Here is a 22,959-nt window from a genome sequence, read left to right as displayed (position 1 = left end):
CTTACTCCCATTTGGATGTACTGAATAAGGACAATGGCTTGATCGGTGTTAGTTAATCGGCATATGAAAGCCTAAGCCTAGGGGGCTAAAGGCAAAGGAAAACAAGTATGTCTGTTACCTCTGAGGCTCGTAATGGCGCGTCGAATGCGCTGGATGCCAATGATTGTCAGGCTCCGGTCAACATCTGCAAGGTGTCACCGAGCCATGGCAACCATTCTTTGCCACTGACATGGAAAGTTGCAGCAGCGGCCGTTGCCTGTGCTGCTCTTACCGCTTGCGGGGGCGGTGGAGCAGGGGGGCCAGGTGTTGCCTCTGTGCCGCCAACCCCGCCGCCACCTCCACCGCCTCCTCCCCCGCCGCCACCTCCTCCCCCGCCGCCACCACCTCCTCCGACGACCTTTGATACGGCGGAATTCCGGCGCTCAGACGGGCCTGGCTTTCATGGAGCAGAGGTTGCTTGGCTTGATGGGAGCACAGGCGCCGGCGAAATCATTGCTGTTATTGATACCGGATTAGACACCGATAGCCCGGAATTCGCAGGTCGCATTCACCCGGATTCGCAAGACGTGACTGGCGCCTCAAGGACGGTTGATCCAGAGGATGACCACGGCACTAACGTGGCCCTTGTTGCCGCGGGCGGCCGCGATGACATAGGTGTTCTGGGCATTGCATTTGATGCCCAGGTCCTTGCTTTGCGCGCAGATAGGCCCGGTTCATGCGGGGAAGACACACCTCAGGATGCAAGCCTTGGTTGCGTATTTGCGGACAGCGATATTGCACGCGGCATTGACGTCGCAGTTGCCGCGGGCGCTGCTGTCGTCAATTTGAGCCTTGGGGGAAGCGCCGCCTCATCAGAATTGCAGGCCGCTGTGACGAGGGCGGCAAACGCGGGGGTCCTCATCGTCGCTGCATCAGGTAACGATGGCCTATCCCCTGATGAAGTTGATGAATTTTCACGCACTTTGATTGCGGCAGGTGGCAATAATGTGATCATCGTCGGTTCAGTTAATGACAACGGCGAGATGTCCGATTTCAGCAATCGCGCAGGGCAATTTGCAGGCAACTACATCTCCGCGCGCGGTGAACGGATTTGCTGCGTTTACGACGATGGCGAACTGTTTGTTGAGACCATCGACGGATCGGATTTCGTCACCTTGTTTTCAGGCACGAGCTTTGCAGCGCCGCAAGTCGCAGGCGCGGTGGCATTGCTTGCGCAGGCCTTTCCAAATTTAACCGGCGAAGAGATTGCAGAGATTCTCTTCGACACTGCGCGTGAAGCAGGAGCGGTTGGCACGGATAATGTGTTTGGGGCCGGTATTCTTGATATCGCCGCCGCGTTTCAGCCTCAGGGCGCAACGACAATTGCCGGGACCGAGAACGTGCTGGCGCAGGCTGATAATTTTGCCATTGGCTCAGCTGCAATGGGCGATGCTTTGAATTCTGCCGCGCTCACCACAATTGTGACGGACCGGTATGACCGCGCCTTCACAGCGCAGCTTGGTCAGAACATTCGCAACGCCCCTCAACTCCAAAGGCTTAGAGGAGCGATCGGACAAGGCGTGCGGACCCGTGCAGGTGGGACCGAGCAGCTTTCTGTGGCTGTCACCGTTGGCGAAGGTCAACGAGCAGCGGGGGTCGGCTGGGCGCAGAACCTGCAATTGACGAGCGAAGAGGCATTTGGCGCGCGCGTTCTTGCTGGCCGGGTCGCGGCGAGCATTGCACCTGATATGCAGGTTGGGTTTGCCATTTCACAAAGCGCCTCTGGCCTTGTGGCACAGCTTCAAGGCACGCAGCGCGGCGCGTTTCAGATTGCTCCTGAGGCAGGCGGTGATAGCGGGTTTCTTGGCGATAGCGAGATCGCGATTGCCTCGCGCCGTACGTTTGGCGAATGGGGCTTTACCGTTTCGGCGGAGCGGGGCCGGGCGTGGCTTTCGGATTTTCGCGATGCTGGTGATGCTTTGAACGGTCGAACAGAGCGCCGACCCACCACTCGGGTCGGGTTCGCCGCTGACCGCAAATGGGCAGGTTTTGACCTTAACGCCGGTGCCGCGATCCTCCTCGAAGAGGACACGTTGCTTGGCGCGCATTTCAACCCCGTGTTGGGAATGCAAGGCGCGCGAAGCCTCTTTCTCGATGGAAGGGTCTCGCGTTTTATCAATCGCCGCTGGCAAGTGGGCGCAAGCTACCGCGCTGGCTTTACGCATCCTCAGGGTGGTGCGCTGATCGGCGCACAGTCGCAGATAAACACGCAAGGGTGGTCGCTTGATCTGACCCGGTACGGCGTGTTTTCGGGCAGCGACAGCCTGGGCCTTCGCTTTAGCCAGCCTTTGCGCGTCAGCGGTGGGGCAATCCAATTCGATTTGCCGGTGGATTATGACTACGCCACCGAAAGCCCGATTTTGGGACGGCAATCCTTGTCGCTGACCCCATCTGGGCGTGAGCTTATCGGTGAGCTTGGATGGGTCGGGCGTTTGCCGATTGGGACCGTTTCGACCAGCGTATACTACCGCAATCAACCCGGTCACTTCCGCGATGCGCCCAATGACGTGGGCGCGCTGATTTCGCTTAGTTCTTATTTCTAGTGCTGGTGGGCAGGGTGCCTTATTCTGGCATCCCCGCCTGAAGCGCAAAGTTGTAAGCTGCATCGACCAGCGGCGAGACGCGGTCGCTCATCGACTTGGCGTGGGCGGATGACGCGGTGCCGTCGATCACGCGTTTTTTGATGCCTTGCATAATGCCAGCGAGACGGAAGAGGTTGTAGGAGAAGTACCACTCCATCGGCGGCACGGGATAGCCGGTGCGCGCCACGTAGCGCTCGACCGCTTCTTGCACCGATGGAATGCCAAGCTCTTCAAGGTTTAGGCCGAGAAGGCCCGCGCGCCCTTCAGCAGGCTGGAACCAGTTGAGCATCAGGTAGGAGAAATCCGCAATCGGGTCGCCGAGCGTTGAAAGCTCCCAATCGAGCACAGCGATAATGCGCGCCTCGTCCTTATGATAGATCACATTGTCGAGGCGATAGTCGCCGTGGACTACCGAGCTTTCGTGCTGAGGCGGGATCGTCTGAGGGAGCCACTCAATCAGCCGCTCCATCTTGGGCATATCTTCTGTTTCGGAGAGCTTATACTGCTTTGACCAGCGCGCGATTTGGCGGGCGCAATAATCGGTGGGCTTGCCATAGTTCCCAAGGCCGATTTTCTCGGGCTTATTGAGGTGAAGGTCCGCCATAGTGTCGATCAGCGCGTTGTAAATCGCGCGGCGTTCCTCTGGCTCCATGCCGGGAAGAGCACCATTCCATAGCGAGCGCCCATCCGCCATGCTCATGACAAAGAACTTGGAGCCAAGCACCTCGGGGTCTTCGCAAAGGCCATAGGTCTTGGGCACGGGGAAACCGGTCGGGTGAAGCCCTGTCATCGCCGCATATTCCCGGTCCACAGCGTGGGCAGACGGAAGCAGCTTACCAAAGGGCTGACGACGAAGGACGTAATTGGTCGACGGCGTTTCGATCTTATAGGTAGGGTTTGATTGGCCACCTTTGAACTTGGTGTAGCTGATCGGGCCCTCAAACCCTTCAACATTGGCATCAAACCAAGCGGTGAGCGCCTCCATATCGAGTTTGTCTTTTTCAGACACCTCAACAGTGCCGACCATCTCTTTGTCGAAATCGATTGCCATCAATTGTCCCCGAAATCCCGTCAGAATTGTTGGCCGGGTGCCACTATTTCTAGCGGCGCCCGGCCATCACAATTAGCGCGTCGCGCCCATGTCACCGGCGCTGAAGTTGCCCGCGTCATTAGCTGCCTTTGCGCCGCGAAGAGCGTTCGCGGTTGGGCCTTCATTGGGCACGTGCTTGCCAAACTCCATGCGCGCGATGGAACGTGCGTGCACTTCATCAGGACCATCCGCGAGACGCAGAGTGCGCTGGTGCGCGTATGCGTTGGCAAGGCCATAGTCATTCGACACACCGCCGCCACCGTGGGCTTGGATTGCATCGTCGATGATTTTGAGAGCCATGTTTGGCGCCTGGACCTTGATCATGGCGATTTCTTGCTTGGCCGCTTTGTTGCCGACCTTGTCCATCATGTCTGCGGCTTTGAGGCACAGGAGACGGGTCATGTCGATGTCGATGCGGGCACGCGCCACACGCTCTTCCCAGACGGAATGCTTGTAGATTGGTTTGCCGAAAGCCTCGCGCTCTTGCAGACGCTTACACATCTTCTCCAGCGCCTCTTCCGCAACGCCAATGGTGCGCATGCAGTGGTGGATACGGCCCGGGCCAAGGCGCCCTTGCGCAATCTCAAACCCGCGACCTTCGCCAAGAAGCATGTTGGTGACAGGAACGCGAACGTCCTTCATCTCGACTTCCATATGGCCGTGCGGTGCGTCGTCATAACCGAACACAGGCAGGTGACGGATGATGTTCACGCCCGGCGCATCGTTTGGCATGAGCAGCATGGATTGCTGAGCATGGCGACCAGCGGTCGGGTCGGTCTTACCCATCACAATGGAGACCTTGCAGCGCGGATCGCCAAGACCCGAAGACCACCATTTGCGGCCATTGATCACATATTCATCGCCATCGCGTTCGATGCGAGTTTCGATGTTGGTTGCATCGGATGAAGCGGTGAACGGCTCTGTCATAAGGAAAGCAGAGCGGATTTCGCCGTTCATGATCGGGCGCAGCCACTGCTCCTTTTGCTCCAGCGTGCCGTAGCGGTGGAACACTTCCATATTGCCCGTGTCAGGCGCAGAGCAGTTGAACACTTCCGATGCCCAGCCAATGCGGCCCATTTCTTCAGCGCAAAGAGCATATTCGAGGTTGGTGAGGCCGGGGCCTTCGAACTCAAATGTTTCTTCAACGTGGTGGTGGCCATCATTGCGCGGCGGCATGAAGAGGTTCCAAATGCCCTCTTCTTTGGCGAGGGCCTTCTTGTCTTCGATGATCTGGATGACTTTCCAGCGGTCGCCTTCTGCGTCCTGCGCTTTGTAAGTGTCCATGTTAGGGCGCACGTGCTTTTCGATGAAGCCTTTTACGCGGTCGCGCCAGTACACTTGGCGTTCTGTGGGTTCAAAATCCATTGCTGGGTTACCTCTCGTCCTGATTTGATCCGTTTGATTTGCGTGTCACCGTGGCATGGCTTTGACCAAGCGCCAAGGTTGTCTTTTCTAAAATTTCATGCTGAGCCCTCGGCGAGCCTCTGAACCCGCGCCTCGTGGTCATCACGGGTAATCGGGAAGCGCCAGAGCCAATAGGCTGAGTTCACCAGCAGAGCGGCTGTTCCAAGGGCAAAGATCAGCACCAGATCGCTGATGACGGTCTCAGGCACTTCGCCCGGCTTTGCATCGGTTGCGAATTGTATGCCGCTCAAAATTTGGCCTGTTAGGAAAATGCCTAGCCCGGTTGCGCATTTCTGTATGAGCCAATTGCCCGAATAAAACGCCCCTTCCGCCCGCCGCCCGGTGCGCTCCAGATAGGCTTCGACAATCTCGGCAAGCATGCTGGTGGCTGAAATCAGTGTCACGATGGAGAGCGTATTGCCCACGAGTAACAATGCATAAAGGAGCGCCGCCGAAGCCAACGTATCAAGCGCAGGCCAAGCGCCGAAATAGAGCGCCATATAGGGCAGCAGAGTGAAGGCCGCTGTTCCAATCGCACCGATCGCCGCGCTTGCCGGCTTACCAAACCGCGCATGCATTGGCCCTACGACAAAGAACATCGCAAAGGCGGATAGCGCCAAGATGACTGGATAGAGGCTAAGCGCCGTGACGTTTTCGGGAAGGCCGGGAATGGCTACCGTATCGAGCCGCCAAACATACGCGGTTACGTAAGGGGTGAGCGAGAAGCTGATCCCCTGATTGACATAAGCGGTGAGCGCGCCAGCTCCGAAAATGAGAAAGGCCCGCTCGCGGAAGGCCTCGAAAATCTCATCGAAACATCCCTTTAGGGTGAAGGGTTCAGGCTTCACCTCCGGCAGCCGCGCAAGCACCTTGTGCTGTCCAAACGCAGAACCCATGACCGAAATTACCATCAGGATACCGCCAAAGATGGCAAAATCGGTGTACCCTTCGCGGTTCAGCTGACCGTTCTCTCCACCGAGGAACACGGTGTAAGCAAGCGCGAGCATCATCACCCCGCCAAGCCACCCCTCGATATAGCGAAAGCGAAAGAGCGTTGTGCGCTCGTCATAATCCGCTGTAATCTCTGGGATAAGCGAGGCTGAGGGCACCTCGCAGCAGGAGAGCAGCACGCGCACCACTACGGCGATGCCGAGCAGTTCCCAGAAGGTGGGCACGCTGCCGCCGGGCGCTGACCACAGCATGACCCACGCAAAGGCGAGCGGGATGGGCGCTGCATAAAGCCAAGGCAATCGCCTGCCCCATTTGGTGTAGGTTCGATCGGACAGATTGCCCAGGATGGGGTCCACCACCGCATCGATCAAAAGCGCGCATAACAGCGCGAGACTGACGAGCCCGGCGTCCATGCCCATGACCTGACTGTAATAGAACAGCAGGAAGAACTGAAAGCCGATGTCTTTTACACCGAAGGCCACGGCACCAAAGCCATGGATGAGCTTGAACTTTGTGGGGATGGGGCCTTGGATCGCGGTTTGCATTAGTTGCCAGTCGCCCCAGCTGCTTGTGCGGCAGCCTTCGCTTCCTCTTCCATCTTTTCAAGACCTGCAAAAATGGTCCCTTCCGCTGGGTCCCAGGCGCTGCGCGGGCCGATGGTGATGCCGCCGTCAACAACCAGCGAGGTGCCTGTCACAAAGCTCGCTGCATCGCTTGCAAGATACGCGACCGCTTCGGCAATATCGCTGGGCTGGCCGCCGCGCGCAACAGGCTGAGCGTTGGCGGACTGCTGCGCAATGACCGCCTTGGCCATCTCTTTCATCTCTTCAGGAACTTCGATGGAGTTTGTGAAGATATTGGTGTTGATGAAACCGGGCTGGATGGCATTCACCCGGATATTGTGCTGAGCAAGGTCAGCGGCGGCGCATTTGGTGAGATGCAAGACGCCAGCCTTTGCAACGGCATAAGCGGTTGGAGAATAGCCTGGGCCAACCGCCGCAACGCTCGACACATTGACGATCGAGGCACCTTTGCGCCCTTTCATATGCGGGACGGCGTAGCGGATACCCATGGCGACAGAGCGAAGGACCAAGTCCATCGTCATGTCCCACTCGTCAGGTTCGATCTCATCGATTGCGGGCCGCGCCCCGCCTGCCGCCGCGTTGTTGAAGACCACATCGATGCCGCCCGTTTCGCTCGCGGCTTGGTCCATGAGCGCCTTAATCGAAGCCGGGTCGCTCACGTCACAGTGCACGAACCGAACGTCGCCCTCGGTTTCAGAAACCAGCTTTGCGCCGCCTTCCTCATCGATATCGCTTGCAAAAACGATAGCGCCTTCACGGGCAAAGAGCCGCGCGCTTTCCGCGCCAATTCCGGATGCAGCTCCGGTGACGACAACGGTTCTCCCTGAGAATCGCATTGAGTTGATCCCTCTCTTAAATTTTCTTTTGCAACGTAACGCATGGGCAGGGGGCGTCAACGCTCGTCGGCATGACGTTACGGCAAGCGGCATTGCGAAAAATTCGCTGCCAAGAGTGCTTGCAGGCACCGTGCAAATGACCATAACGTAAGCGTCAAGTTTGGGATCAATGAGAGGAGTCGGCGAATGACCGATCTGGAGAGCTTCCGCCAAGAAACCCGCGCGTGGCTTGAGGCAAACTGCCCCGAAGAAATGCGCAAACCCGTTCGCGATGATAGCGATGTGTATTGGGGCGGTCGCAAAGCCACCTTCAAGAACGATGCGCAAAAGGCATGGTTCGAAGTGTGCCGCGACAAGGGCTACACCGTGCCGAGCTGGCCCAAGGAATATGGCGGCGCTGGCCTCTCAGCGCCTGAAGCCAAAGTGCTGCGTCAGGAAATGGCCCGCATCGGCGCGCGTCCACCGCTTTCAAGCTTCGGCATCTGGATGCTTGGCCCAGCGCTCCTCAAATTCGGTACTGAGGGTCAGAAGAAACGTTTCCTGAACGAAATCGCACGCGGTGAAATCCGCTGGTGTCAGGGGTATTCCGAGCCCGGTTCTGGCTCCGACCTCGTCTCAATGCAGACCTTTGGCGAAGATAAAGGCGATCACTGGGTCGTCAACGGCCAGAAAATCTGGACCTCCTACGCCGACCAGGCCGACTGGATTTTCTGCCTTGTGCGCACCAACAAGGAAGACAAATACAAAGGCATCACCTTCATGCTGTTCGATATGGCGGGTGAGGGTGTGACCACTAAGCCGATCCTCCTCATCAGCGGCAACAGCCCGTTTTGTGAGACTTTCTTCGACAATGTCGAAGTGCCCAAGTCCTACGGCGAAGACTGCCCCGGCTACGTCGGCGAGATCAATCGCGGCTGGGACGTTGCCAAGTACCTGCTGGGCCATGAGCGTGAGATGATCTCCGGCATGGGTGGCGGCGACCGCACCACGGCCATCGGCACTGCAATGAAGCGTCACGCTGGCAAAACGGGCGATGAGCTTGACCCGATCTTGCGCAGCGAAATGGCGCTCTTCGATGTGGATGCTCTGGCGTTTACCGCCATGGCTGAAAAGTTCATGGACGAAATGAAGGCTGGCAAGGGCCACCCCGCTCAGCCCAATATGATGAAATACGCAGGCACCGAGATCAACAAACGCCGCCATGAGCTGATGATGAGCGCTGGCGGTTCGCGCAGTCTCGAATGGGAAAGCGACGAAACGCGCGGCGGCAAGCCTTCGCGCGAATGGCTTCGGACCAAAGCGAACTCCATTGAAGGCGGCACTTCGGAAGTGATGCTCAACGTCATTTCGAAGCGCATCCTTGAACTTCCCGGCGGGTGAGCGCCGTGTCTTTCGCAGTCACTTTGCCAAACAACTTCATCGAAGGGGTTTTCCTCGGCAATGAAGCCAAGGGGGCAGAGACCGTTGAGCAGCTGCAATCGCTGCTTCTCGAAGGGGAAACAATCGATTTCGCAACCAAGGGAGACAGCGGCGGTGCATTGTTCACAAGCCTTCGCTTGATCCTCGTCAATGAAGCCGGTGTCTTCAGCAAGCGGTCTGTTGTGCACTTCATCAAGGCAAGCTCGATTTCTGCGGCCTCGATCGATGCCTCGACCTTTCTCGAGCTGAAGCTTGCGGGCGATGGATTTGGCGGTGCGCATTTGCACTTCGATGCCGACCTTGACCCTTCCAAAATATCCCAATGGTGCGCCGCCGCAATGGCAGGCTGAACCAACGAACTAAGGATTACTGAAATGCCACTGTTTCACGACGAAGATCAGGCGATGCTCGCCGACAGTGCCTCTGGCTTTATGGCCGAAGAGGGCAATATCAGCAAACAACTGCGCCATTGGCGTGACCGCAATTGCCCCGATGGATTTGGCCATGCTTTGTGGAAGCAAATGGCGGAGATGGGCTTTACCGGGATGCTCGTTGCCGAAGACGACGGCGGGCTTGGCATGGGCAGTGTTGAGGCAGGCATCGTTCTCGAAGAGATCGGGCGCAATCTGACGCCATCTCCATTTCTCACCTCCAGCGTTCTGGCCGCAACCGCGCTTGGCCATGCGTCGTCCGACCTCAAAGGCCGCTACCTTCCGGGGCTTATCGAAGGCGAAAGCGTTTTCGCCGTCGCCATTGATGAAACCGCCAAACACCGCCCCAGCCGCATCGCTGCCCGCGCTGAGAAGTCGGGCAATGGCTTCAAGCTTACTGGCTCCAAGAGCTTCGTCATCCAAGGCGCAAGCTCGGATATGATCGTGGTCGCCGCGCGCACCAGCGGGTCGGATGATGACGAGGACGGCATCACCCTCTTCGCCGTTCCCAAGGATGCGGCGAACATGCACCAAAACCCGGTGCGTTTGGTCGACAGCTCCATGGCGAGCCACATCAAATTCGACGGTGTGGAGCTCGATGGTGATGCCGTCATCGGCGAAGTCGATGGTGGGCGCGAGGTCCTCAATGCCATGCTCGCCGCGGGCCGCGTCGGTGCTGCTGCCGAAGGCGTTGGCGTTGCTTCGGGCGCGATGGACATGACCGTCGACTACCTCAAACAGCGCAAGCAATTCGGACGTGTGATCGGTGAGTTCCAAGCGCTCCAGCACCGTGCAGCCCACCTCTATTCCGAGGTCGAAATCGCCCGGGCCGCCACGATCAAAGCCCAGCAATTGCTCGACGAAGGCGCACCATCAGCCGACCTTATGACGAGCGTTGCCAAGTCCAAGGTCGCCAAGGCCTGCGGTCTTGCCGTGAAAGAAGGCGTCCAGATGCACGGCGGGATTGGGATGACTGATGAGTATGACATCGGCCTTTACATGAAACGCGACCGCGCGCTCGCCGAATTCCTGGGCGATGCGTATTTCCACGCAAACCGCGTGGCTGAGCTTAGCGGCTACTAAAGAAGAGAGAATTCACATGGATATCAGTTCAGTATTCCGCCTCGACGGGCGAGTGGCCCTCGTCACCGGTGGCTCACGCGGCATCGGTAAGATGTTTGTTGAAGGGCTCCTCCAATCGGGTTGCTCCAAGGTCTACATCTCGGCGCGCAAGGTCGAGCAGATGGAGGAGACCATCAAAGAGTTCGGTGCGGACAAGGTCGAAGGCATCCCCGCTGACCTTAGCCAGATGGACGGCATCCAAACCCTGGTCGATGCGATCTCAGCCAAGGAAGAGAAGCTCGACATTCTCATTAACAATGCGGGCGCTGCATGGGGTCAACCCTATACCGAGTTCACCGAGGCCGGGTGGGACCGCACGATGGATTTGAACGTCAAGACACCGTTCTTCCTGACGCAAAAGCTCCACGATCTTCTGGTCGCGGCTGGCAAGGGCGATCACCCGGCCAAAGTGATCCACGTGTCCTCCATCGATGGGCAGCGGATCAACCCGTGGGAAACCTACCCTTATCAGGCCTCCAAAGCAGCCGTCATCCAGCTCACCCGCCGCATGGCTGCGCGGCTCATTCATGACAACATCATCGTCACTTCCATCGCGCCAGGCGCATTTGCAAGCGAGATGAACAAGGCGGCGAAACTTGCGCCTGATGAAAGCTCAAAGCACATCCCGGCAAAGCGCATTGGTGGCCCGGAAGACATGGCAGCAGCCGCGATTTACCTGTGCAGCCGCGCTGGCGACTATGTCGTAGGCGAGACGCTGACCGTAGATGGCGGCGTTGTGAACGCGTCTATCCCGGACCTGTTTGGCGACGCATCAGGCGGCAAGTAAAAGCGGAATAAAGTGACACATGTGTCACCTTTTCCCTACACGAAACATGCGAAAAAGCCCGGTTTTCCGGGCTTTTTCTATGTTGGAATAAAGTGACACCTTAGCAAACGGGTTTCACCTTGACCTCGCTCGTCCTTGAGCGCTTTTGACATGGATCGACAAATTCAAAGAGCTTCAACCTGCCTAGACGCTGGTTCAAAAGTAGGAAAATCTTGCCTGATCTAAACCTGAGGGCCCCAAACCTAAGCGCCCCAACTCTAAAGGCTCCCAACTTTAACGGAAGCCTAATCCACCGGATTATGCGTCTCCACCCAGCGCACCGCGTTTTCCAGCATCTGCTGACGCGTTTCGGAAAGCGACAACCAGTGGTCCTCGCCCGGCAACGTCACCAGCTCATGGGGCTTGCCCGCATCTTTGAGCTTATCTGCCATCTTGGTCGAGTGGTTATAAAGCACAACCGTATCATCAACCCCGTGGATCAACATGACGGGCGCATCGGCCCTTTCAGCAAGGCGGCGCGGTGACACATCATCCCAAAGCTCAGGCTCACCAAGCTGCTCTCGCAAAGCCACCTTGGTTGTGCGGTCGCGGCCCGATGCTCTGTAATCCTCACGGTACACCGCGCGAATATCGCTCACCGGTGAGACCGCAACAGCGCATTTGTAGATGCCTTGTTCAATCGTCACGCCCGCAAGCGCGGCATAACCGCCATAGGACGATCCAACGATGCAAGCGCGTGATGGATCGACAATGCCAGCCTTGGCTAAGGCCATGAGACCATCGGTTTTGTCAGTCTGCATCTTGCGGCCCCATTCGCCATAACCTGCACGGCGAAACGCAGGGTCGCGATTGGTCGATCCGCGGAAATTGGGCTGGAACACTGCATAACCGCGGCTTGCAAAGGCTTGCGCCCACCAGTCAAAAACGGGCCGGTCGGCGCTGTGGGGACCGCCATGGGGCAGCACGACAACGGGCAAGTTCTCAGGCTTCAGATTGCCCGGCGGGACAGTCAAAATCCCATCCATCTTCAGACCATCGCGCGCCGTGTATTCAAAGGTCGAGATTGGCCCGACTTGCGCAGCGGTGATGCTGCCGCGTTCATAGGCGAGCGCGGCGGCCCTGTTGGTTGTGAGATCGACCGTAAAATACGAACCGGAATCGCCATTACCACTGGTGCGCACGATCACGGTGTTGAGGTCCGAAGTCCAACCCGTCATCCAGCTTTCATACGCCGAAAAAGCCTTGCGCACAGCTTCAGCCTTCTTTTGATAGGCCTCGTTTGCAAAGACATGACGCTCATTCTCGTCAGAGCCCACGGTATAGCCCATCAAATGGCCCGTTTGGGGGTCAAAAAACAGACGTTCAAAATCAACAGAGGCAAGAAAAGGGGTCGGTTCGCTGCCATCCTGGCCGATCTCATACCAATAGGTGCGATCCTCTCCGCGCTCGACAAAAATCGCTTTGGAACCATCGTAGTTCAGGCCGATGAGGCTGATCCCGCCGGCGCGTTGACGCCCTTTGAAGATCACCTTCTCTTGGGCATTGCGCAGCCTCCATTCGCCGCTCTCATCATTGACTTGGAGTGTGTAGGCAAGATTGCCTGACGCATCGATCAGCCAATCTTTCGAAACCCCAAAGCGCGCCGCTGGATCAACCTTTTCAACCTTATAGGTGCTAAAATTGACCTTCATTAAATGCGGGCGGCCGTGGCTGAAAACCCACTTGGGCCCGCTGTTGTTTCGATTGCGGATATATTCGATAGCGCCGAAAAAGCCGTGCGCTTCGCCATTGATCATGCGGATGCCATAGCGTCCTATGATGCCGTCATAATATCGTTTGTCATTGGCAAATACGATGCCGCCGCCCTCACCGCCATCCATGGGGATGACGCGCCCGATGCTGGTTTCGTATTTGTCCGTTGTAAAATTGGCGGGAAGGTCGATTGTCGAGCTTGAGACCATCAGGATCCGGTTTTCATCGATCCACGAGATGCTTCGGATCTTCATATCATCAACGCGGGTAATGCTGAGCGGCTTGTTGCTGCCGCGTTGCACTCCCAAAAGGACGCGACTGCCTTTGATGGTCGTGATCAAAGCGACGCGCTGACCAGAGGGGGAGAGCGCTGCGCGTTCAACCTCAGGCAGCTTTCCGTATTCGCTCAAAGGCACCTGTTCTTGGGCTGAGGCCTGCACAGGAAGAAGGGTGAGCACAGTGCATAACGCAGCAGCGCAAACGCACAACAATCCTCTGGCAAATGCTGCCCCTCTTAGATTTGCCCGCTGCAATGCCATGAAAATGCCCCTCAATTTTGCTTTTACACCGCTGCACCATAATTTCTTGGACGCATCTGTCCACCTTGCGAAGGACCTTAAAAGTGTAACCAATTGGCCCGAAATATCGAAAGCAAGACTAGAGCTTTTGCCATCATAGGAATTTGCACTTTGCCCCAGCCCCGTCGTCTGCGCCTTAGTCTGTATCCTGCGGTCTTAGGGATCGCTGCTGCGGCATCGTCTGTATCGAGCGCGCAAGAGGCTCTCGCGCCGCCGGACTTTAGCGAAGAGGCTCCCGTCCCCGAGGCTCCAGCCCAGGTTTCCCCAGAAAACGAGGCAGCGCTTGAACGGATCGCTGAGGTGATCGAGGCGCTTGATGGTGAAGCGCAGCGCAATGGCAACAATTGGCAATTCACCGTGGATGAGCGGATGCTGATCGTGGTGACAGATGCAAATGCTGGACGGATGCGGATTATCACTCCGATTGCAGAGGCTGGCGCGCTTCCCCAAGAGGCGCTTGAGCGGCTGATGCAGGCCAATTTTGATACAGCTTTAGATGCGCGCTATGCCATTGGACAAGGCCTTGTGTGGGGTGTCTTCCTCCACCCGCTCGACAGCCTCACCACCCGCGATTTTGCAAGCGGCGTGCTTCAGACAAAGTCCATCGCTGACACGTTCGGCACGACCTTCTCCAGCGGTGCACTCAATTACGGTGGCGGCGACAGCGCAGGGATTTTGGAAGAGCAATTGAAGGAATTGCTAGAGCGGTTGGAGCAAAGCGCAGCAGTCTAGAGCGGGCGGTTTGACGAGCGCTTGAACTGCGCTCAGCGGGCGTGATCCCCGTCACGCGTCACACTGTTTTTTCGCCTTATATCTGCCCCCATCAAAGCAGCCCAGTCCGTATCGGATCGCTGCCTTAGAAACAGGGGGGATGGGCCCATGAGATGGCACTCGAAATTCGCATTGGTGGCAGCAACAAGTCTGGCTCTTTCAGGTTGCGCCAACATAAATAGCATCAGCCGATTGAAGTCTGCTCCTTCAGATGGCGACGGTCAGGTCTTTACTGTTGATGCAAAACAGCGTCACCTTATCATGTCGCGGGTGGGCGGCGGACAGATGAGAGTGTGCGCTGAAGCGGCTCCCGATGTCTTCAGCGCTTTTGCGACAAGCCTTGCTGCAGAAGGCAATAAAAGCGGGGGCCAACTCGGGATCAGTTCGGCTGAAAATGCAGCGACGATTGAACGTACGCAAACGATCAACATGCTGCGCGAATCGTTTTATCGCACGTGTGAAAGATACCTTTCAGGGGCCATCACGCGGCCACAATTCGTTGTGCAGGCCGCGCGCGATCAGCGTTCGATGGTGACCATTTTGGCAATCGAACAACTGACTGGCATTGCTAAAGGAAGCTCAACGATAATTTCTCCGGGCGGCACAGCTGCAGGCGTCATCAATGGCGGAGATGCTGCAAAGTTGGTGCGCGATTACGACGAGAGACTTCAGAAGGCGAAGGCTGCACGCGTTGAGGCAGATAAGGCCGTTGCGGCTGCAAAGGACAAGGAATGCTCCACTGATGCGGACAATGCCGATGCCAATGCGGACAAATGCACGGCGTTAAAGTTGGAGGCGACTAACGCTGCAACGAAAGAAGCCGAAGCGCAAAAGGCGATGGATAACATTACGCAAATCGCCAAGGATTTGATTTCCTCAGCCACCGCAAGCACGACCGCAGGTCAAACCATTCAGGGATCGACTGCGGCCAATGCGGATAAGGACAGAGCGATTGGTGTCTCGGCGGCTGTGGTTCAGTTGGCGAAGCTTTCCTTCATCAACGAACCGCTGATGTTTTGCCTTGGCTTTTTGAGCGATCCTTCAAGTGTTTTCGCTGATGAGAATGGCACCGTGGCAGAAGGCTGCATGAGGATACTTATCGCTCAGGCGGAAGCTGATCTTGAAGTTCGCGGGCTCGCAGGGCTCGGCTCTGAGGGCTTAAGGGCATTTGCCGCTGGAAGCCTTCAAGCGATTTCGACCACCGGCCTTTTGGATGAGCTCAAAACCAAAATTGACGCCGCTGACGAAGGCGAATTGCCATCTTTGATTGCAAAATTCGAGGAAGCAGCAGGGCTAGACGAGGTGGGCATCACAATCGTTGATGCATGTAATCGAAAAGAGACCTGCAAGGAGGCGGCCACTTACGTTTATCCAAGACAAGTCTCTGAGGATTTGGAGCGCGCCAAGTCTGCGCTGTCCGTGTTTGAATAAGGGGGAAATGACATGAAAGTCAGTCACGTTGAGGCGTTCGATGATCTTGAACGTGCAAGCAATGCGCTTGGTTTCTACACGAGCGTTTGGCCGGAAAACGACAATCGCCTGATCCGCGACATCAACCAAATCCAGCTGGCTTGGTCCGAAAATGGCATCAAAGGCAATGAGGTTGTTGGCGAAGCAAACGGGGACGAGGTCTTTCTCGTCCTTTCGATCTCGCCTTGATGTGGACAGGTTAAAGCAACCGGTCCAACTCATCGCGGGTTAGCGAAAGAGTTACGCCAAGGGTCCCTGACACGCTGCCATCGGCTGCTTTGCGAACGGGGCGTTTGTATAGCTTTAGCCATGCGCCTTGGATTGCCGCTTCGCCCGCGCACACTGTTGCAATGCGGGTGAGGAGATATTCCTGTGTCTCGTAATGCTGCTCGCTTGCAAGCGCTTCAATCGCTGCGATGAGCGGGTCATAGTCATAAATCCGCGCCATCGCATCCTCATCGATCAACACAAGGGCTGGATCGATGGTGAGCGTCATATCGAGCAGATGCGTGTCCGGCACGAGGTCACCGGGGCCATAAGTGCCAAGGTCGAGCGGCAGTTCGAGCCCTTCGAGGATGATTTGCGCGTCCATCACAATTCCTCGCGAAAAAAGGTGAGGACGCGCTCGCGGTACACCTCATCATCAAGGTCGCTGGTCGCTGCGTGAGAAAGTCCATCGATCAACCAAAGCCAATGCCTCCCGGCAAAAGCGTTTGTGAGTTCTTCGCTTTCGGAAACCGGGATGTACTCATCCGAAGTGCTGGCAATGACCAGAACCGGATTTTTAAAAGCGCTGGCACTGTTCACCGGCGAGATTTCATCATGGCTAACTCCATAACGAGGATAGGCTTGATAGGTCAGCAAGGGGGTGAGGATGTTTGCTGCCACGTCACCGGCAAACAAACGCACCCTGTTGCGCACGGCCCGGTCAAAATCGGGGTACACCGCCTGAAGCACCAAGGCATCGGCTGGCAAGGGTCCGTTTTCTCCAACCAAAGCCGCAGCACCCCCAAGGGAAATCCCGATGACGCCTATTTTGGACTTGGGAAATTCGCTGCGTGCCCATTTTAGGGCCGCTTGGGCATCGCGCGCCTCGGTGTAACCAAAGCTCTTAGGCTCTTCGTCTGATTGCCCATGTCCGCGAAAATCCACCGCAAGCGCGTGAAATCCATTGGCAGGCAGCCAGTTGAGATGACCGTCAAACTGCCCGCGCGATGCGCCATTGCCGTGGAACAAAAGAATGACCGGTGCATCCTCTTGGCTGGCAAAGGTAAGACTGGCGGCGATCTCAACACCGTCATCGGTCGAGATTGTAAAACGCTCTTCTGTGTCGGCCAATGGGCCAACTTGTGATGGGGTCGCTCTGGTTGCGAGGTGGCTGAAACCCAGAATTGCAAGGAGAGCCACAACAACGCCGATACATGCAAGGCGAAGTGCCCACTTCATCGCGTCTGTCTACCCCATCAATTCGCGCACAAACGGGATCAGCCCGGTCTGCCGCGTCCTGCGCATGCGTTCAGCATCAAGGATTTTGCACACCTCGTCAAAGCAGGCTTCCATATCGTCATTGACGACAACATAGTCATATTCTGCCCAGTGGCTGATTTCATCCTTGGCGCGGTCCATCCGGCCATCGATCACCTCGGCTGTGTCCTGACCCCGGCTTTCCAAACGGCGGCGCAGTTCTTTGAGGCTGGGGGGAAGAACAAAGACGGTGACGACGTCTTGGTCATCCTTTTGTTTGAGCTGCTGCGTACCCTGCCAATCGATATCGAAGAGGTAATCCTGCCCCTCTTTCAGACCTTTACGAATGACGCCCTTGGGTGTGCCATAGCGATTGTCGAAAACGTGAGCCCACTCATAGAAGTCGTCTTCGTCCACCATCCGATCAAATTCAGCGTCGCAGACAAAGTAATAGTCTTTGCCATCGACTTCGCCGGGGCGCGGCGGCCTCGTGGTGGCAGAGACCGAAAGTTGAATATCCTCATCGCGTTCCAGCAATTTGCGCGAGAGGGTCGTTTTGCCAGCGCCAGAGGGCGACGACAGGATAAACAAAAGGCCGCGGCGGGCGAGTTTGTCGGTTTTTGTGTCTTTGGTGGTGGGCGCGTCGCTCATAGGTGAGCGTTGCACACGGTTGCGCGTTTAAATCAAGTGTCTGTGTAGGGTTACTGTCACTTAGTCTTCGTGTGCGCTCGCCGTTTGCGTACCGATTTTCCGCGCTCATAAAGTGATTTTGCAAGCAGGCCGCCCGCGACAAGCCCAAGCCCGCCACGCCCGCGTGCTGCCAATCGCGCGGCTCCGTAAAGGCCGATAGAGGTGATCAAAGTGCGCCCGTCGACGACATCGCGCGCGCCGCTTTTGCGCTTTTCCAAATCATTGCGAAAAATGTCGGTGTCGATCTTTGCCCGCATCTGGTTGGAAACGCTGCGCAAAATCACTTCGGCAATAGCCAGATTGACCGCCGCGCCTGCCGAAGGGGCAGGGGGAGGTTTCTGATGACGCCAGAGCCCTTTTGCCTTTGACCGCGTTTCTTCCTCAAGGTCACGTGCCTTATTTCTTGCGCCCAAAATCAACGGTCACAACGTTGGAGCCATCATCTTCTGGATCACCGGCCGGGGGCCCACCCATTTTAGCGCCGCCTTCGCCTTCACCATCGTTTTCGGCAAGGTCATGCTCTTCGGGCTCAAGCTCATCGCCAGAGGCCTGGAATTGGAGGCCAAAATCCACAGCCGGGTCCACGAACGCCGTGATCGCGGCAAAGGGTATCTCAAGCTTTGCCGGGATTTGGTTGAACGACAGTCCCACACCAAATCCATCATCGCGCACTTCAAGTTCCCAGAATTTGTTCTGGAGCACGATGGTCATTTCATCGGGGAAGCGTTCGCGCAGGTGATCGGGGATGGAAACGCCCGCTGCGCCCGTTTTAAACGTGATGTAGAAATGGTGATTGCCCGGAAGCTCGCTTCCCGATGCCACAATTTCACCGAGCACACGCCCAACCACAGCGCGCAGCGCTTCTTGAACGATCTCATCGTAAGGGATGAGGCTATCGGGTGTTTCGTCGGTCATTTCATTGACAAGTGGTGACGAGGTGGGCGCTCGCGGTCAAGCGTTTCGTGCGAGTTTCATGTTCACGATCCCGTAATTGAGGCTATCACGCGGTGTGTGAGCGCTTGCACAAGCTTGGCGCGCGGCTATAGGCTTTGCCCCATGAATACTCCCCAAAACCAAGCGGCGCGCACAGGAAAAGTTGAGCGGAACACCGCTGAGACCAAGATTTTAATCGAGGTCAATCTGGATGGGACGGGCTCGTATGACGTCTCCACCGGGATTGGCTTTCTGGATCATATGGTTGAGCAGTTTTCGAAGCACTCCCTCATTGATGTGACGATGAAGGTCGAAGGCGATCTGCATGTCGATCAGCATCACACCACCGAGGATTCAGCGATTGCTTTGGGGCAGGCGCTCACAGAGGCGCTGGGCGATAAGGCCGGGATTGGCCGTTATGGTAGCGCGTATTCGCCTATGGATGAGACGCTGAGCCGGGTTGCGCTCGACATTTCCGGGCGGCCATACTGTGTGTGGAATGCAAAGTTTAGCCAAGAAAAGCTGGGCGAATGGGACACAGAGTTGATCCAGCACTGGTTTGAAAGCGTTGCGCAATCGGCTGGGCTCACGCTCCATTTGGAGCTGCTTTACGGCACAAACAACCACCACATCTGTGAAAGCCTCTACAAGGGGTTCGCGAGGGCCATGCGGATCGCGGTTGAGCGTGACCCGAGGAAGGGCAGCGCAATCCCAAGCACGAAAGGGCAACTTGGTGGGTAAAAGAGAGCCGATCGGTCGCAAAGCGACCGCAAGGCCGACCGGCCGCCCGCAGCGGGGGCAGCTTGCCTGCCCGTCTAGCGAGGACGCGCGCCCGGATGGGCGTGCGAAAGACAAACAATGACCAATTCGGTTGCGCTCGTCGACTATGGGGCAGGCAATCTTCACTCGGTGCACAACGCCCTCAAAGCGGTGGGCGCAGATGTGACTGTCACTGCCGATGCCGATGTCGTGCGCAAAGCTGATCGCATTGTCCTACCCGGTGTGGGCGCGTTTAAGGCGTGTGCAGATGGTCTGCGCGCTGTTCCGGGTATGGTTGAGGCTTTGGAAGAGCGGGTCTTGCGTTCAGGTGCGCCTTTCCTTGGCATTTGTGTGGGAATGCAGCTCCTTGCTGACAGAGGTCTTGAACATGGCACCCACAAAGGGCTTGGCTGGATTGGCGGCGAGGTGCGCTTGATTGAGCCGAGCGAGCCCACGATCAAAGTACCGCATATGGGCTGGAACGATGTGAGTGTTTCGACCGCGCATCCGGTGGTCGAAGCAGGCGAGGCGTATTTCCTGCATTCCTATCACTTTGCAGCTGAGGATGCAGGCGAGATAGCCGCCTTCACTTCGCACGGATCACCTCTGGTTGCAGCGGTGGCTAAAGACAATATTCTGGGGGTGCAGTATCACCCTGAAAAGAGCCAAGCCTTTGGATTGGCAACATTGGAGAGGTTTTTGAAATGGCGGCCATGAAGAGCATCCGTGATTTCCTGCAAAGGCAGGAATCCATCTCCTATGAATGCGTATCGGCGAGGCCTGTGATGATGGACTCCTGCTTTCGCAGGAGCTCACAGATATGATCGTATTTCCCGCAATCGACCTTAAAGGCGGCGAAGTTGTGCGGCTTGCCGAGGGCGATATGGACCGCGCGACCATCTATGGCGATGATCCGGCAGCCCAAGCGATGATCTTTGCAGAGGCCGGCGCCGAGCACCTGCACGTGGTGGACCTCGACGGCAGCTTCGCAGGCGAAGCGCGCAATGTCGAAGCGGTGAAGTCCATCATCGAGCAATTCCCCGGATACGTCCAACTTGGCGGAGGGATCCGCGATGCAGCCGCGGTCGAAGCGTGGTTCAGCCTTGGCGTTGCGCGCATTGTGATGGGGTCGGCGGCGCTTAAAGACCCTGAATTCGTCAAAGAAATGGCCCGCGAATGGGAAGGCGGAATTGTTGTCGCAGTGGACGCGAAAGACGGTATGGTAGCGACCGAGGGCTGGGCGGAGGTCTCCGACGTGCCCGTTGTGGACCTAGCGCGCCGGTTTGAGGATGCAGGCGTTGCCTCGCTGCTCTTCACCGACATTGGCCGCGATGGCCTCCTTAAAGGCGTCAACATTGATGCGACCGTGGAGCTTGCCCAGCGCGTCGACATTCCTGTGATTGCCAGCGGCGGGGTGAAGGGCATTTCCGACATCCACATCCTCTCGATCCAAGCGCATCTTGGCATTGAAGGCGTGATTACGGGGCGGGCACTTTATGAGGGCAAGCTCGACTTGGCAGCGGCTATCCAAATGGGAGCGCGGGAGTGAAGTCTCGTCGTCTCGAAGATTTTATGCTGCTTTTGGTCTGCGGAGGTGCGGTAGTCGGCAATTGGATGGAAATTGTGCCAGGTTGGCTAATGATACTTTTCATCAGTGTTGGCGCACTTCGGCAGCTAACTCGAGACGGAGGCGTTGAAAAAATTCGCAAGGAACTGAGAAAATGACCGTCCGTATCCGCGTCATCCCCTGCCTTGATGTCGCCGATGGGCGCGTGGTGAAGGGTGTCAACTTCGTCGATCTGAAAGACGCCGGCGATCCGGTGGAGCAAGCGCGCGCTTATGATGCGGCGGGGGCGGATGAGCTGTGCTTTCTCGACATTTCCGCCAGCCACGAAGGGCGGGGCACTCTGCTTGATATCGTCAAACGCACAGCTGAGGTGTGCTTTATGCCTCTGACAGTTGGCGGCGGGGTGCGCAGTGTTGAAGATGCGCGCGCGCTCTTGCTCGCTGGCGCAGACAAGGTTGCAATCAATTCAGCCGCTGTGGCCCGGCCAGAACTGGTGAGCGAGATTGCGGCTCGGTTTGGCAGCCAATGCGTGGTTGCCAGTGTCGATGCGCGCCGGGTCTCAGATCCAACATCCGTTCGCCCTGAGCCTGTCGAAGGGCGCGCTCAGGTCTCAAGCCAAGGCAAGCGTGCTTCGACAAGCTCAGCACGAACGGAAGTAGGGTATTGGGAAATCTTCACCCATGGCGGGCGCAAGCCCACCGGAATTGACGCGGTTGAGTACGCGAAGAAGGTCGCGGACCTTGGCGCAGGCGAATTGCTTGTCACCTCCATGGACGGCGATGGGACAAAGGCTGGCTATGACCTTGAGCTGACTCGCACTATCGCAGACGCAGTCTCCATTCCCGTTGTCGCCAGTGGCGGTGTTGGCAATCTCGACCACCTCGTCGATGGCGTGACCAAGGGCGGGGCAAGCGCGGTTCTTGCTGCGTCGATCTTCCACTTCGGCACGCATTCCATCGCAGAGGCACACGCCGCGCTTCGCGAGGCAGGCTTGCCCGCTCGCTCGGTTTGAGCAAGGACAACTCCCATGGACACACGCACAGACACTCTTAGGCGCCTTGAAGCCACCATCGCGACACGCATGACCGCCTCGCCTGAGACCTCCTACGTCGCCAAGCTATACTCGCGCGGAACCGCAAAAATTGCGCAGAAGGTCGGCGAAGAGGCGACCGAGGTCGTGATCGCGGCGATGACCGGGGTGAACGAGGAACTGGTTGGTGAAAGCGCTGACCTCATCTTCCACCTCCTTGTCCTGCTTCAAGCGCAAGGGGTGACCCTCGACGACGTTCTGGCCGAACTGAGCGCGCGCGAAGGGCTCTCAGGCCTCGACGAAAAAGCCTCTAGGAGCGAATAGAATGCCCATTGATCCAACGCTTCCCTATGACACGAACAATATCTTTGCGAAGATCCTGCGCGGGGAAATTCCGTCAAACAAAGTCTATGAGGACGAATGGGCCTACGCTTTTGAGGACATCAACCCTCAAGCCGAGGTGCACACGCTTGTGATCCCCAAAGGCGAATATGTGAGCTGGGACGATTTTAGCGCCAAAGCGTCCGATGCTGAGATAGGCGGATTTGTGCGTGCGGTGGGCACGGTTGCGCGCAGCAAAGGGCTGGTCGAACCCGGTTACCGCTTGATGGCCAATATCGGCGCGCATGGAGGGCAAGAAGTCCCGCACCTTCACGTGCATATCTTTGGCGGACAGCCGCTAGGCCGGATGATCGCCTAA

The 22,959-nt window shown here is 57.2% G+C and carries 24 protein-coding genes; 14 read left to right on the top strand and 10 right to left on the bottom strand.

Annotation, left to right across the window (positions count from 1 at the left end; translation table 11 throughout):
- The first annotated feature begins 107 nt into the window (after positions 1-107).
- On the top strand, positions 108-2,582 hold the full coding sequence (locus AC0V61_RS03060; RefSeq protein WP_486155807.1) for a S8 family peptidase: 2,475 nt from the start codon (positions 108-110) through the stop codon (positions 2,580-2,582).
- A gap of 19 nt (positions 2,583-2,601) precedes the next feature.
- Here AC0V61_RS03060 and AC0V61_RS03055 read toward each other — a convergent pair whose 3' ends face one another.
- The 4 genes from AC0V61_RS03055 to AC0V61_RS03040 form a co-directional block, all read right to left on the bottom strand.
- Complete coding sequence (locus tag AC0V61_RS03055) at positions 2,602-3,672, bottom strand: phosphotransferase family protein (RefSeq protein WP_486155806.1); 1,071 nt, start codon at positions 3,670-3,672, stop codon at positions 2,602-2,604.
- A 72-nt stretch (positions 3,673-3,744) separates the two neighbouring features.
- Positions 3,745-5,076 carry an acyl-CoA dehydrogenase family protein gene (locus tag AC0V61_RS03050; RefSeq protein WP_486155805.1) on the bottom strand — a complete coding sequence of 444 codons (1,332 nt, stop codon included), beginning with the start codon at positions 5,074-5,076 and terminating at the stop codon, positions 3,745-3,747.
- Between the two features lie 95 nt (positions 5,077-5,171).
- Positions 5,172-6,611: an MFS transporter gene (locus tag AC0V61_RS03045; RefSeq protein ID WP_486155804.1), complete on the bottom strand. Its 1,440-nt coding sequence runs from the start codon at positions 6,609-6,611 to the stop codon at positions 5,172-5,174.
- The gene (locus AC0V61_RS03040; protein ID WP_486155803.1) at positions 6,611-7,486 is read right to left on the bottom strand and encodes an SDR family NAD(P)-dependent oxidoreductase; all 876 of its coding nucleotides are present in this window, start codon (positions 7,484-7,486) and stop codon (positions 6,611-6,613) included. Before AC0V61_RS03040 ends, AC0V61_RS03045 begins: the two co-directional genes overlap by 1 nt.
- A gap of 186 nt (positions 7,487-7,672) precedes the next feature.
- Here AC0V61_RS03040 and AC0V61_RS03035 point away from each other — a divergent pair, with 186 nt between their 5' ends.
- Genes AC0V61_RS03035 through AC0V61_RS03020 form a run of 4 tightly spaced genes read left to right on the top strand, consistent with a single transcriptional unit; the run spans position 7,673 to position 11,245 of the window.
- Positions 7,673-8,866 carry an acyl-CoA dehydrogenase family protein gene (locus tag AC0V61_RS03035; RefSeq protein ID WP_486155802.1) on the top strand — a complete coding sequence of 398 codons (1,194 nt, stop codon included), beginning with the start codon at positions 7,673-7,675 and terminating at the stop codon, positions 8,864-8,866.
- A gap of 5 nt (positions 8,867-8,871) precedes the next feature.
- Positions 8,872-9,255 (top strand): PH domain-containing protein, encoded by a 384-nt coding sequence (locus AC0V61_RS03030; RefSeq protein WP_486155801.1) that lies wholly within the window; start codon positions 8,872-8,874, stop codon positions 9,253-9,255.
- Between the two features lie 24 nt (positions 9,256-9,279).
- Positions 9,280-10,419 (top strand): acyl-CoA dehydrogenase family protein, encoded by a 1,140-nt coding sequence (locus AC0V61_RS03025; RefSeq protein WP_486155800.1) that lies wholly within the window; start codon positions 9,280-9,282, stop codon positions 10,417-10,419.
- A 16-nt stretch (positions 10,420-10,435) separates the two neighbouring features.
- Entirely contained in the window at positions 10,436-11,245 is an 810-nt protein-coding gene (locus AC0V61_RS03020) for an SDR family oxidoreductase (protein ID WP_486155799.1), read from the top strand.
- A gap of 284 nt (positions 11,246-11,529) precedes the next feature.
- On the opposite strand, the gene AC0V61_RS03015 is transcribed toward AC0V61_RS03020, so the two are convergent.
- Positions 11,530-13,536 carry an alpha/beta hydrolase family protein gene (locus AC0V61_RS03015; protein WP_486155798.1) on the bottom strand — a complete coding sequence of 669 codons (2,007 nt, stop codon included), beginning with the start codon at positions 13,534-13,536 and terminating at the stop codon, positions 11,530-11,532.
- A gap of 150 nt (positions 13,537-13,686) precedes the next feature.
- Here AC0V61_RS03015 and AC0V61_RS03010 point away from each other — a divergent pair, with 150 nt between their 5' ends.
- The 3 genes from AC0V61_RS03010 (at position 13,687) to AC0V61_RS03000 (ending at position 16,005) form a co-directional block, all read left to right on the top strand.
- A complete protein-coding gene (locus AC0V61_RS03010; RefSeq protein WP_486155797.1) occupies positions 13,687-14,307 on the top strand; it encodes a hypothetical protein in 621 nt (206 codons plus the stop codon).
- 231 nt (positions 14,308-14,538) lie between these two features.
- Entirely contained in the window at positions 14,539-15,777 is a 1,239-nt protein-coding gene (locus AC0V61_RS03005) for a hypothetical protein (protein ID WP_486155796.1), read from the top strand.
- Between the two features lie 12 nt (positions 15,778-15,789).
- Positions 15,790-16,005, top strand: a complete 216-nt coding sequence (locus tag AC0V61_RS03000) for a hypothetical protein (RefSeq protein ID WP_486155795.1) — start codon at positions 15,790-15,792, stop codon at positions 16,003-16,005.
- A gap of 10 nt (positions 16,006-16,015) precedes the next feature.
- Here AC0V61_RS03000 and AC0V61_RS02995 read toward each other — a convergent pair whose 3' ends face one another.
- From AC0V61_RS02995 to AC0V61_RS02975, 5 genes are read right to left on the bottom strand one after another with little or no spacing between them, the layout of a single operon-like run.
- Positions 16,016-16,408, bottom strand: a complete 393-nt coding sequence (locus AC0V61_RS02995) for a dihydroneopterin aldolase (RefSeq protein WP_486155794.1) — start codon at positions 16,406-16,408, stop codon at positions 16,016-16,018.
- Positions 16,408-17,262: an alpha/beta hydrolase gene (locus AC0V61_RS02990; RefSeq protein ID WP_486155793.1), complete on the bottom strand. Its 855-nt coding sequence runs from the start codon at positions 17,260-17,262 to the stop codon at positions 16,408-16,410. Before AC0V61_RS02990 ends, AC0V61_RS02995 begins: the two co-directional genes overlap by 1 nt.
- Before the next feature lie 9 nt (positions 17,263-17,271).
- Complete coding sequence (gene gmk, locus AC0V61_RS02985) at positions 17,272-17,931, bottom strand: guanylate kinase (protein ID WP_486155792.1); 660 nt, start codon at positions 17,929-17,931, stop codon at positions 17,272-17,274.
- 56 nt (positions 17,932-17,987) lie between these two features.
- Complete coding sequence (locus AC0V61_RS02980; protein ID WP_486155791.1) at positions 17,988-18,383, bottom strand: hypothetical protein; 396 nt, start codon at positions 18,381-18,383, stop codon at positions 17,988-17,990.
- Entirely contained in the window at positions 18,367-18,885 is a 519-nt protein-coding gene (locus AC0V61_RS02975) for an SspB family protein (RefSeq protein ID WP_486155790.1), read from the bottom strand. Before AC0V61_RS02975 ends, AC0V61_RS02980 begins: the two co-directional genes overlap by 17 nt.
- Positions 18,886-19,026: 141 nt before the next feature.
- Between AC0V61_RS02975 and hisB the strand changes: the two genes are divergently transcribed.
- The 6 genes from hisB (at position 19,027) to AC0V61_RS02945 (ending at position 22,959) form a co-directional block, all read left to right on the top strand.
- A complete protein-coding gene (hisB, locus tag AC0V61_RS02970) occupies positions 19,027-19,644 on the top strand; it encodes an imidazoleglycerol-phosphate dehydratase HisB (RefSeq protein WP_486155789.1) in 618 nt (205 codons plus the stop codon).
- A gap of 117 nt (positions 19,645-19,761) precedes the next feature.
- On the top strand, positions 19,762-20,379 hold the full coding sequence (gene hisH, locus AC0V61_RS02965) for an imidazole glycerol phosphate synthase subunit HisH (RefSeq protein ID WP_486155788.1): 618 nt from the start codon (positions 19,762-19,764) through the stop codon (positions 20,377-20,379).
- A gap of 103 nt (positions 20,380-20,482) precedes the next feature.
- Positions 20,483-21,211: a 1-(5-phosphoribosyl)-5-[(5-phosphoribosylamino)methylideneamino]imidazole-4-carboxamide isomerase gene (hisA, locus tag AC0V61_RS02960; RefSeq protein ID WP_486155787.1), complete on the top strand. Its 729-nt coding sequence runs from the start codon at positions 20,483-20,485 to the stop codon at positions 21,209-21,211.
- 172 nt (positions 21,212-21,383) lie between these two features.
- Positions 21,384-22,241 carry an imidazole glycerol phosphate synthase subunit HisF gene (hisF, locus tag AC0V61_RS02955; RefSeq protein ID WP_486155786.1) on the top strand — a complete coding sequence of 286 codons (858 nt, stop codon included), beginning with the start codon at positions 21,384-21,386 and terminating at the stop codon, positions 22,239-22,241.
- A 15-nt stretch (positions 22,242-22,256) separates the two neighbouring features.
- Positions 22,257-22,583, top strand: a complete 327-nt coding sequence (locus AC0V61_RS02950) for a phosphoribosyl-ATP diphosphatase (protein ID WP_486155785.1) — start codon at positions 22,257-22,259, stop codon at positions 22,581-22,583.
- Position 22,584: 1 nt separating this feature from the next.
- Entirely contained in the window at positions 22,585-22,959 is a 375-nt protein-coding gene (locus AC0V61_RS02945) for a histidine triad nucleotide-binding protein (protein WP_486155784.1), read from the top strand.

This window comes from Erythrobacter sp. JB1-4, from assembly GCF_057365025.1.
Note: the sequence above shows the minus strand (reverse complement) of the source record. Positions and strands in the feature narration are given on the sequence as shown.

Excerpts from the sequence above, each read along its gene's own strand:
- AC0V61_RS03060 (WP_486155807.1), top strand. The coding sequence starts at position 108 with ATGTCTGTTACCTCTGAGGCTCGTAATGGCGCGTCGAATGCGCTGGAT.
- AC0V61_RS03055 (WP_486155806.1), bottom strand. The coding sequence starts at position 3,672 with ATGGCAATCGATTTCGACAAAGAGATGGTCGGCACTGTTGAGGTGTCT.
- AC0V61_RS03050 (WP_486155805.1), bottom strand. The coding sequence starts at position 5,076 with ATGGATTTTGAACCCACAGAACGCCAAGTGTACTGGCGCGACCGCGTA.
- AC0V61_RS03045 (WP_486155804.1), bottom strand. The coding sequence starts at position 6,611 with ATGCAAACCGCGATCCAAGGCCCCATCCCCACAAAGTTCAAGCTCATC.
- AC0V61_RS03040 (WP_486155803.1), bottom strand. The coding sequence starts at position 7,486 with ATGCGATTCTCAGGGAGAACCGTTGTCGTCACCGGAGCTGCATCCGGA.
- AC0V61_RS03035 (WP_486155802.1), top strand. The coding sequence starts at position 7,673 with ATGACCGATCTGGAGAGCTTCCGCCAAGAAACCCGCGCGTGGCTTGAG.
- AC0V61_RS03025 (WP_486155800.1), top strand. The coding sequence starts at position 9,280 with ATGCCACTGTTTCACGACGAAGATCAGGCGATGCTCGCCGACAGTGCC.
- AC0V61_RS03020 (WP_486155799.1), top strand. The coding sequence starts at position 10,436 with ATGGATATCAGTTCAGTATTCCGCCTCGACGGGCGAGTGGCCCTCGTC.
- AC0V61_RS03015 (WP_486155798.1), bottom strand. The coding sequence starts at position 13,536 with ATGGCATTGCAGCGGGCAAATCTAAGAGGGGCAGCATTTGCCAGAGGA.
- AC0V61_RS03000 (WP_486155795.1), top strand. The coding sequence starts at position 15,790 with ATGAAAGTCAGTCACGTTGAGGCGTTCGATGATCTTGAACGTGCAAGC.
- AC0V61_RS02995 (WP_486155794.1), bottom strand. The coding sequence starts at position 16,408 with ATGGACGCGCAAATCATCCTCGAAGGGCTCGAACTGCCGCTCGACCTT.
- AC0V61_RS02990 (WP_486155793.1), bottom strand. The coding sequence starts at position 17,262 with ATGAAGTGGGCACTTCGCCTTGCATGTATCGGCGTTGTTGTGGCTCTC.
- gmk (WP_486155792.1), bottom strand. The coding sequence starts at position 17,931 with ATGAGCGACGCGCCCACCACCAAAGACACAAAAACCGACAAACTCGCC.
- AC0V61_RS02975 (WP_486155790.1), bottom strand. The coding sequence starts at position 18,885 with ATGACCGACGAAACACCCGATAGCCTCATCCCTTACGATGAGATCGTT.
- hisB (WP_486155789.1), top strand. The coding sequence starts at position 19,027 with ATGAATACTCCCCAAAACCAAGCGGCGCGCACAGGAAAAGTTGAGCGG.
- hisH (WP_486155788.1), top strand. The coding sequence starts at position 19,762 with ATGACCAATTCGGTTGCGCTCGTCGACTATGGGGCAGGCAATCTTCAC.
- hisA (WP_486155787.1), top strand. The coding sequence starts at position 20,483 with ATGATCGTATTTCCCGCAATCGACCTTAAAGGCGGCGAAGTTGTGCGG.
- hisF (WP_486155786.1), top strand. The coding sequence starts at position 21,384 with ATGACCGTCCGTATCCGCGTCATCCCCTGCCTTGATGTCGCCGATGGG.
- AC0V61_RS02950 (WP_486155785.1), top strand. The coding sequence starts at position 22,257 with ATGGACACACGCACAGACACTCTTAGGCGCCTTGAAGCCACCATCGCG.
- AC0V61_RS02945 (WP_486155784.1), top strand. The coding sequence starts at position 22,585 with ATGCCCATTGATCCAACGCTTCCCTATGACACGAACAATATCTTTGCG.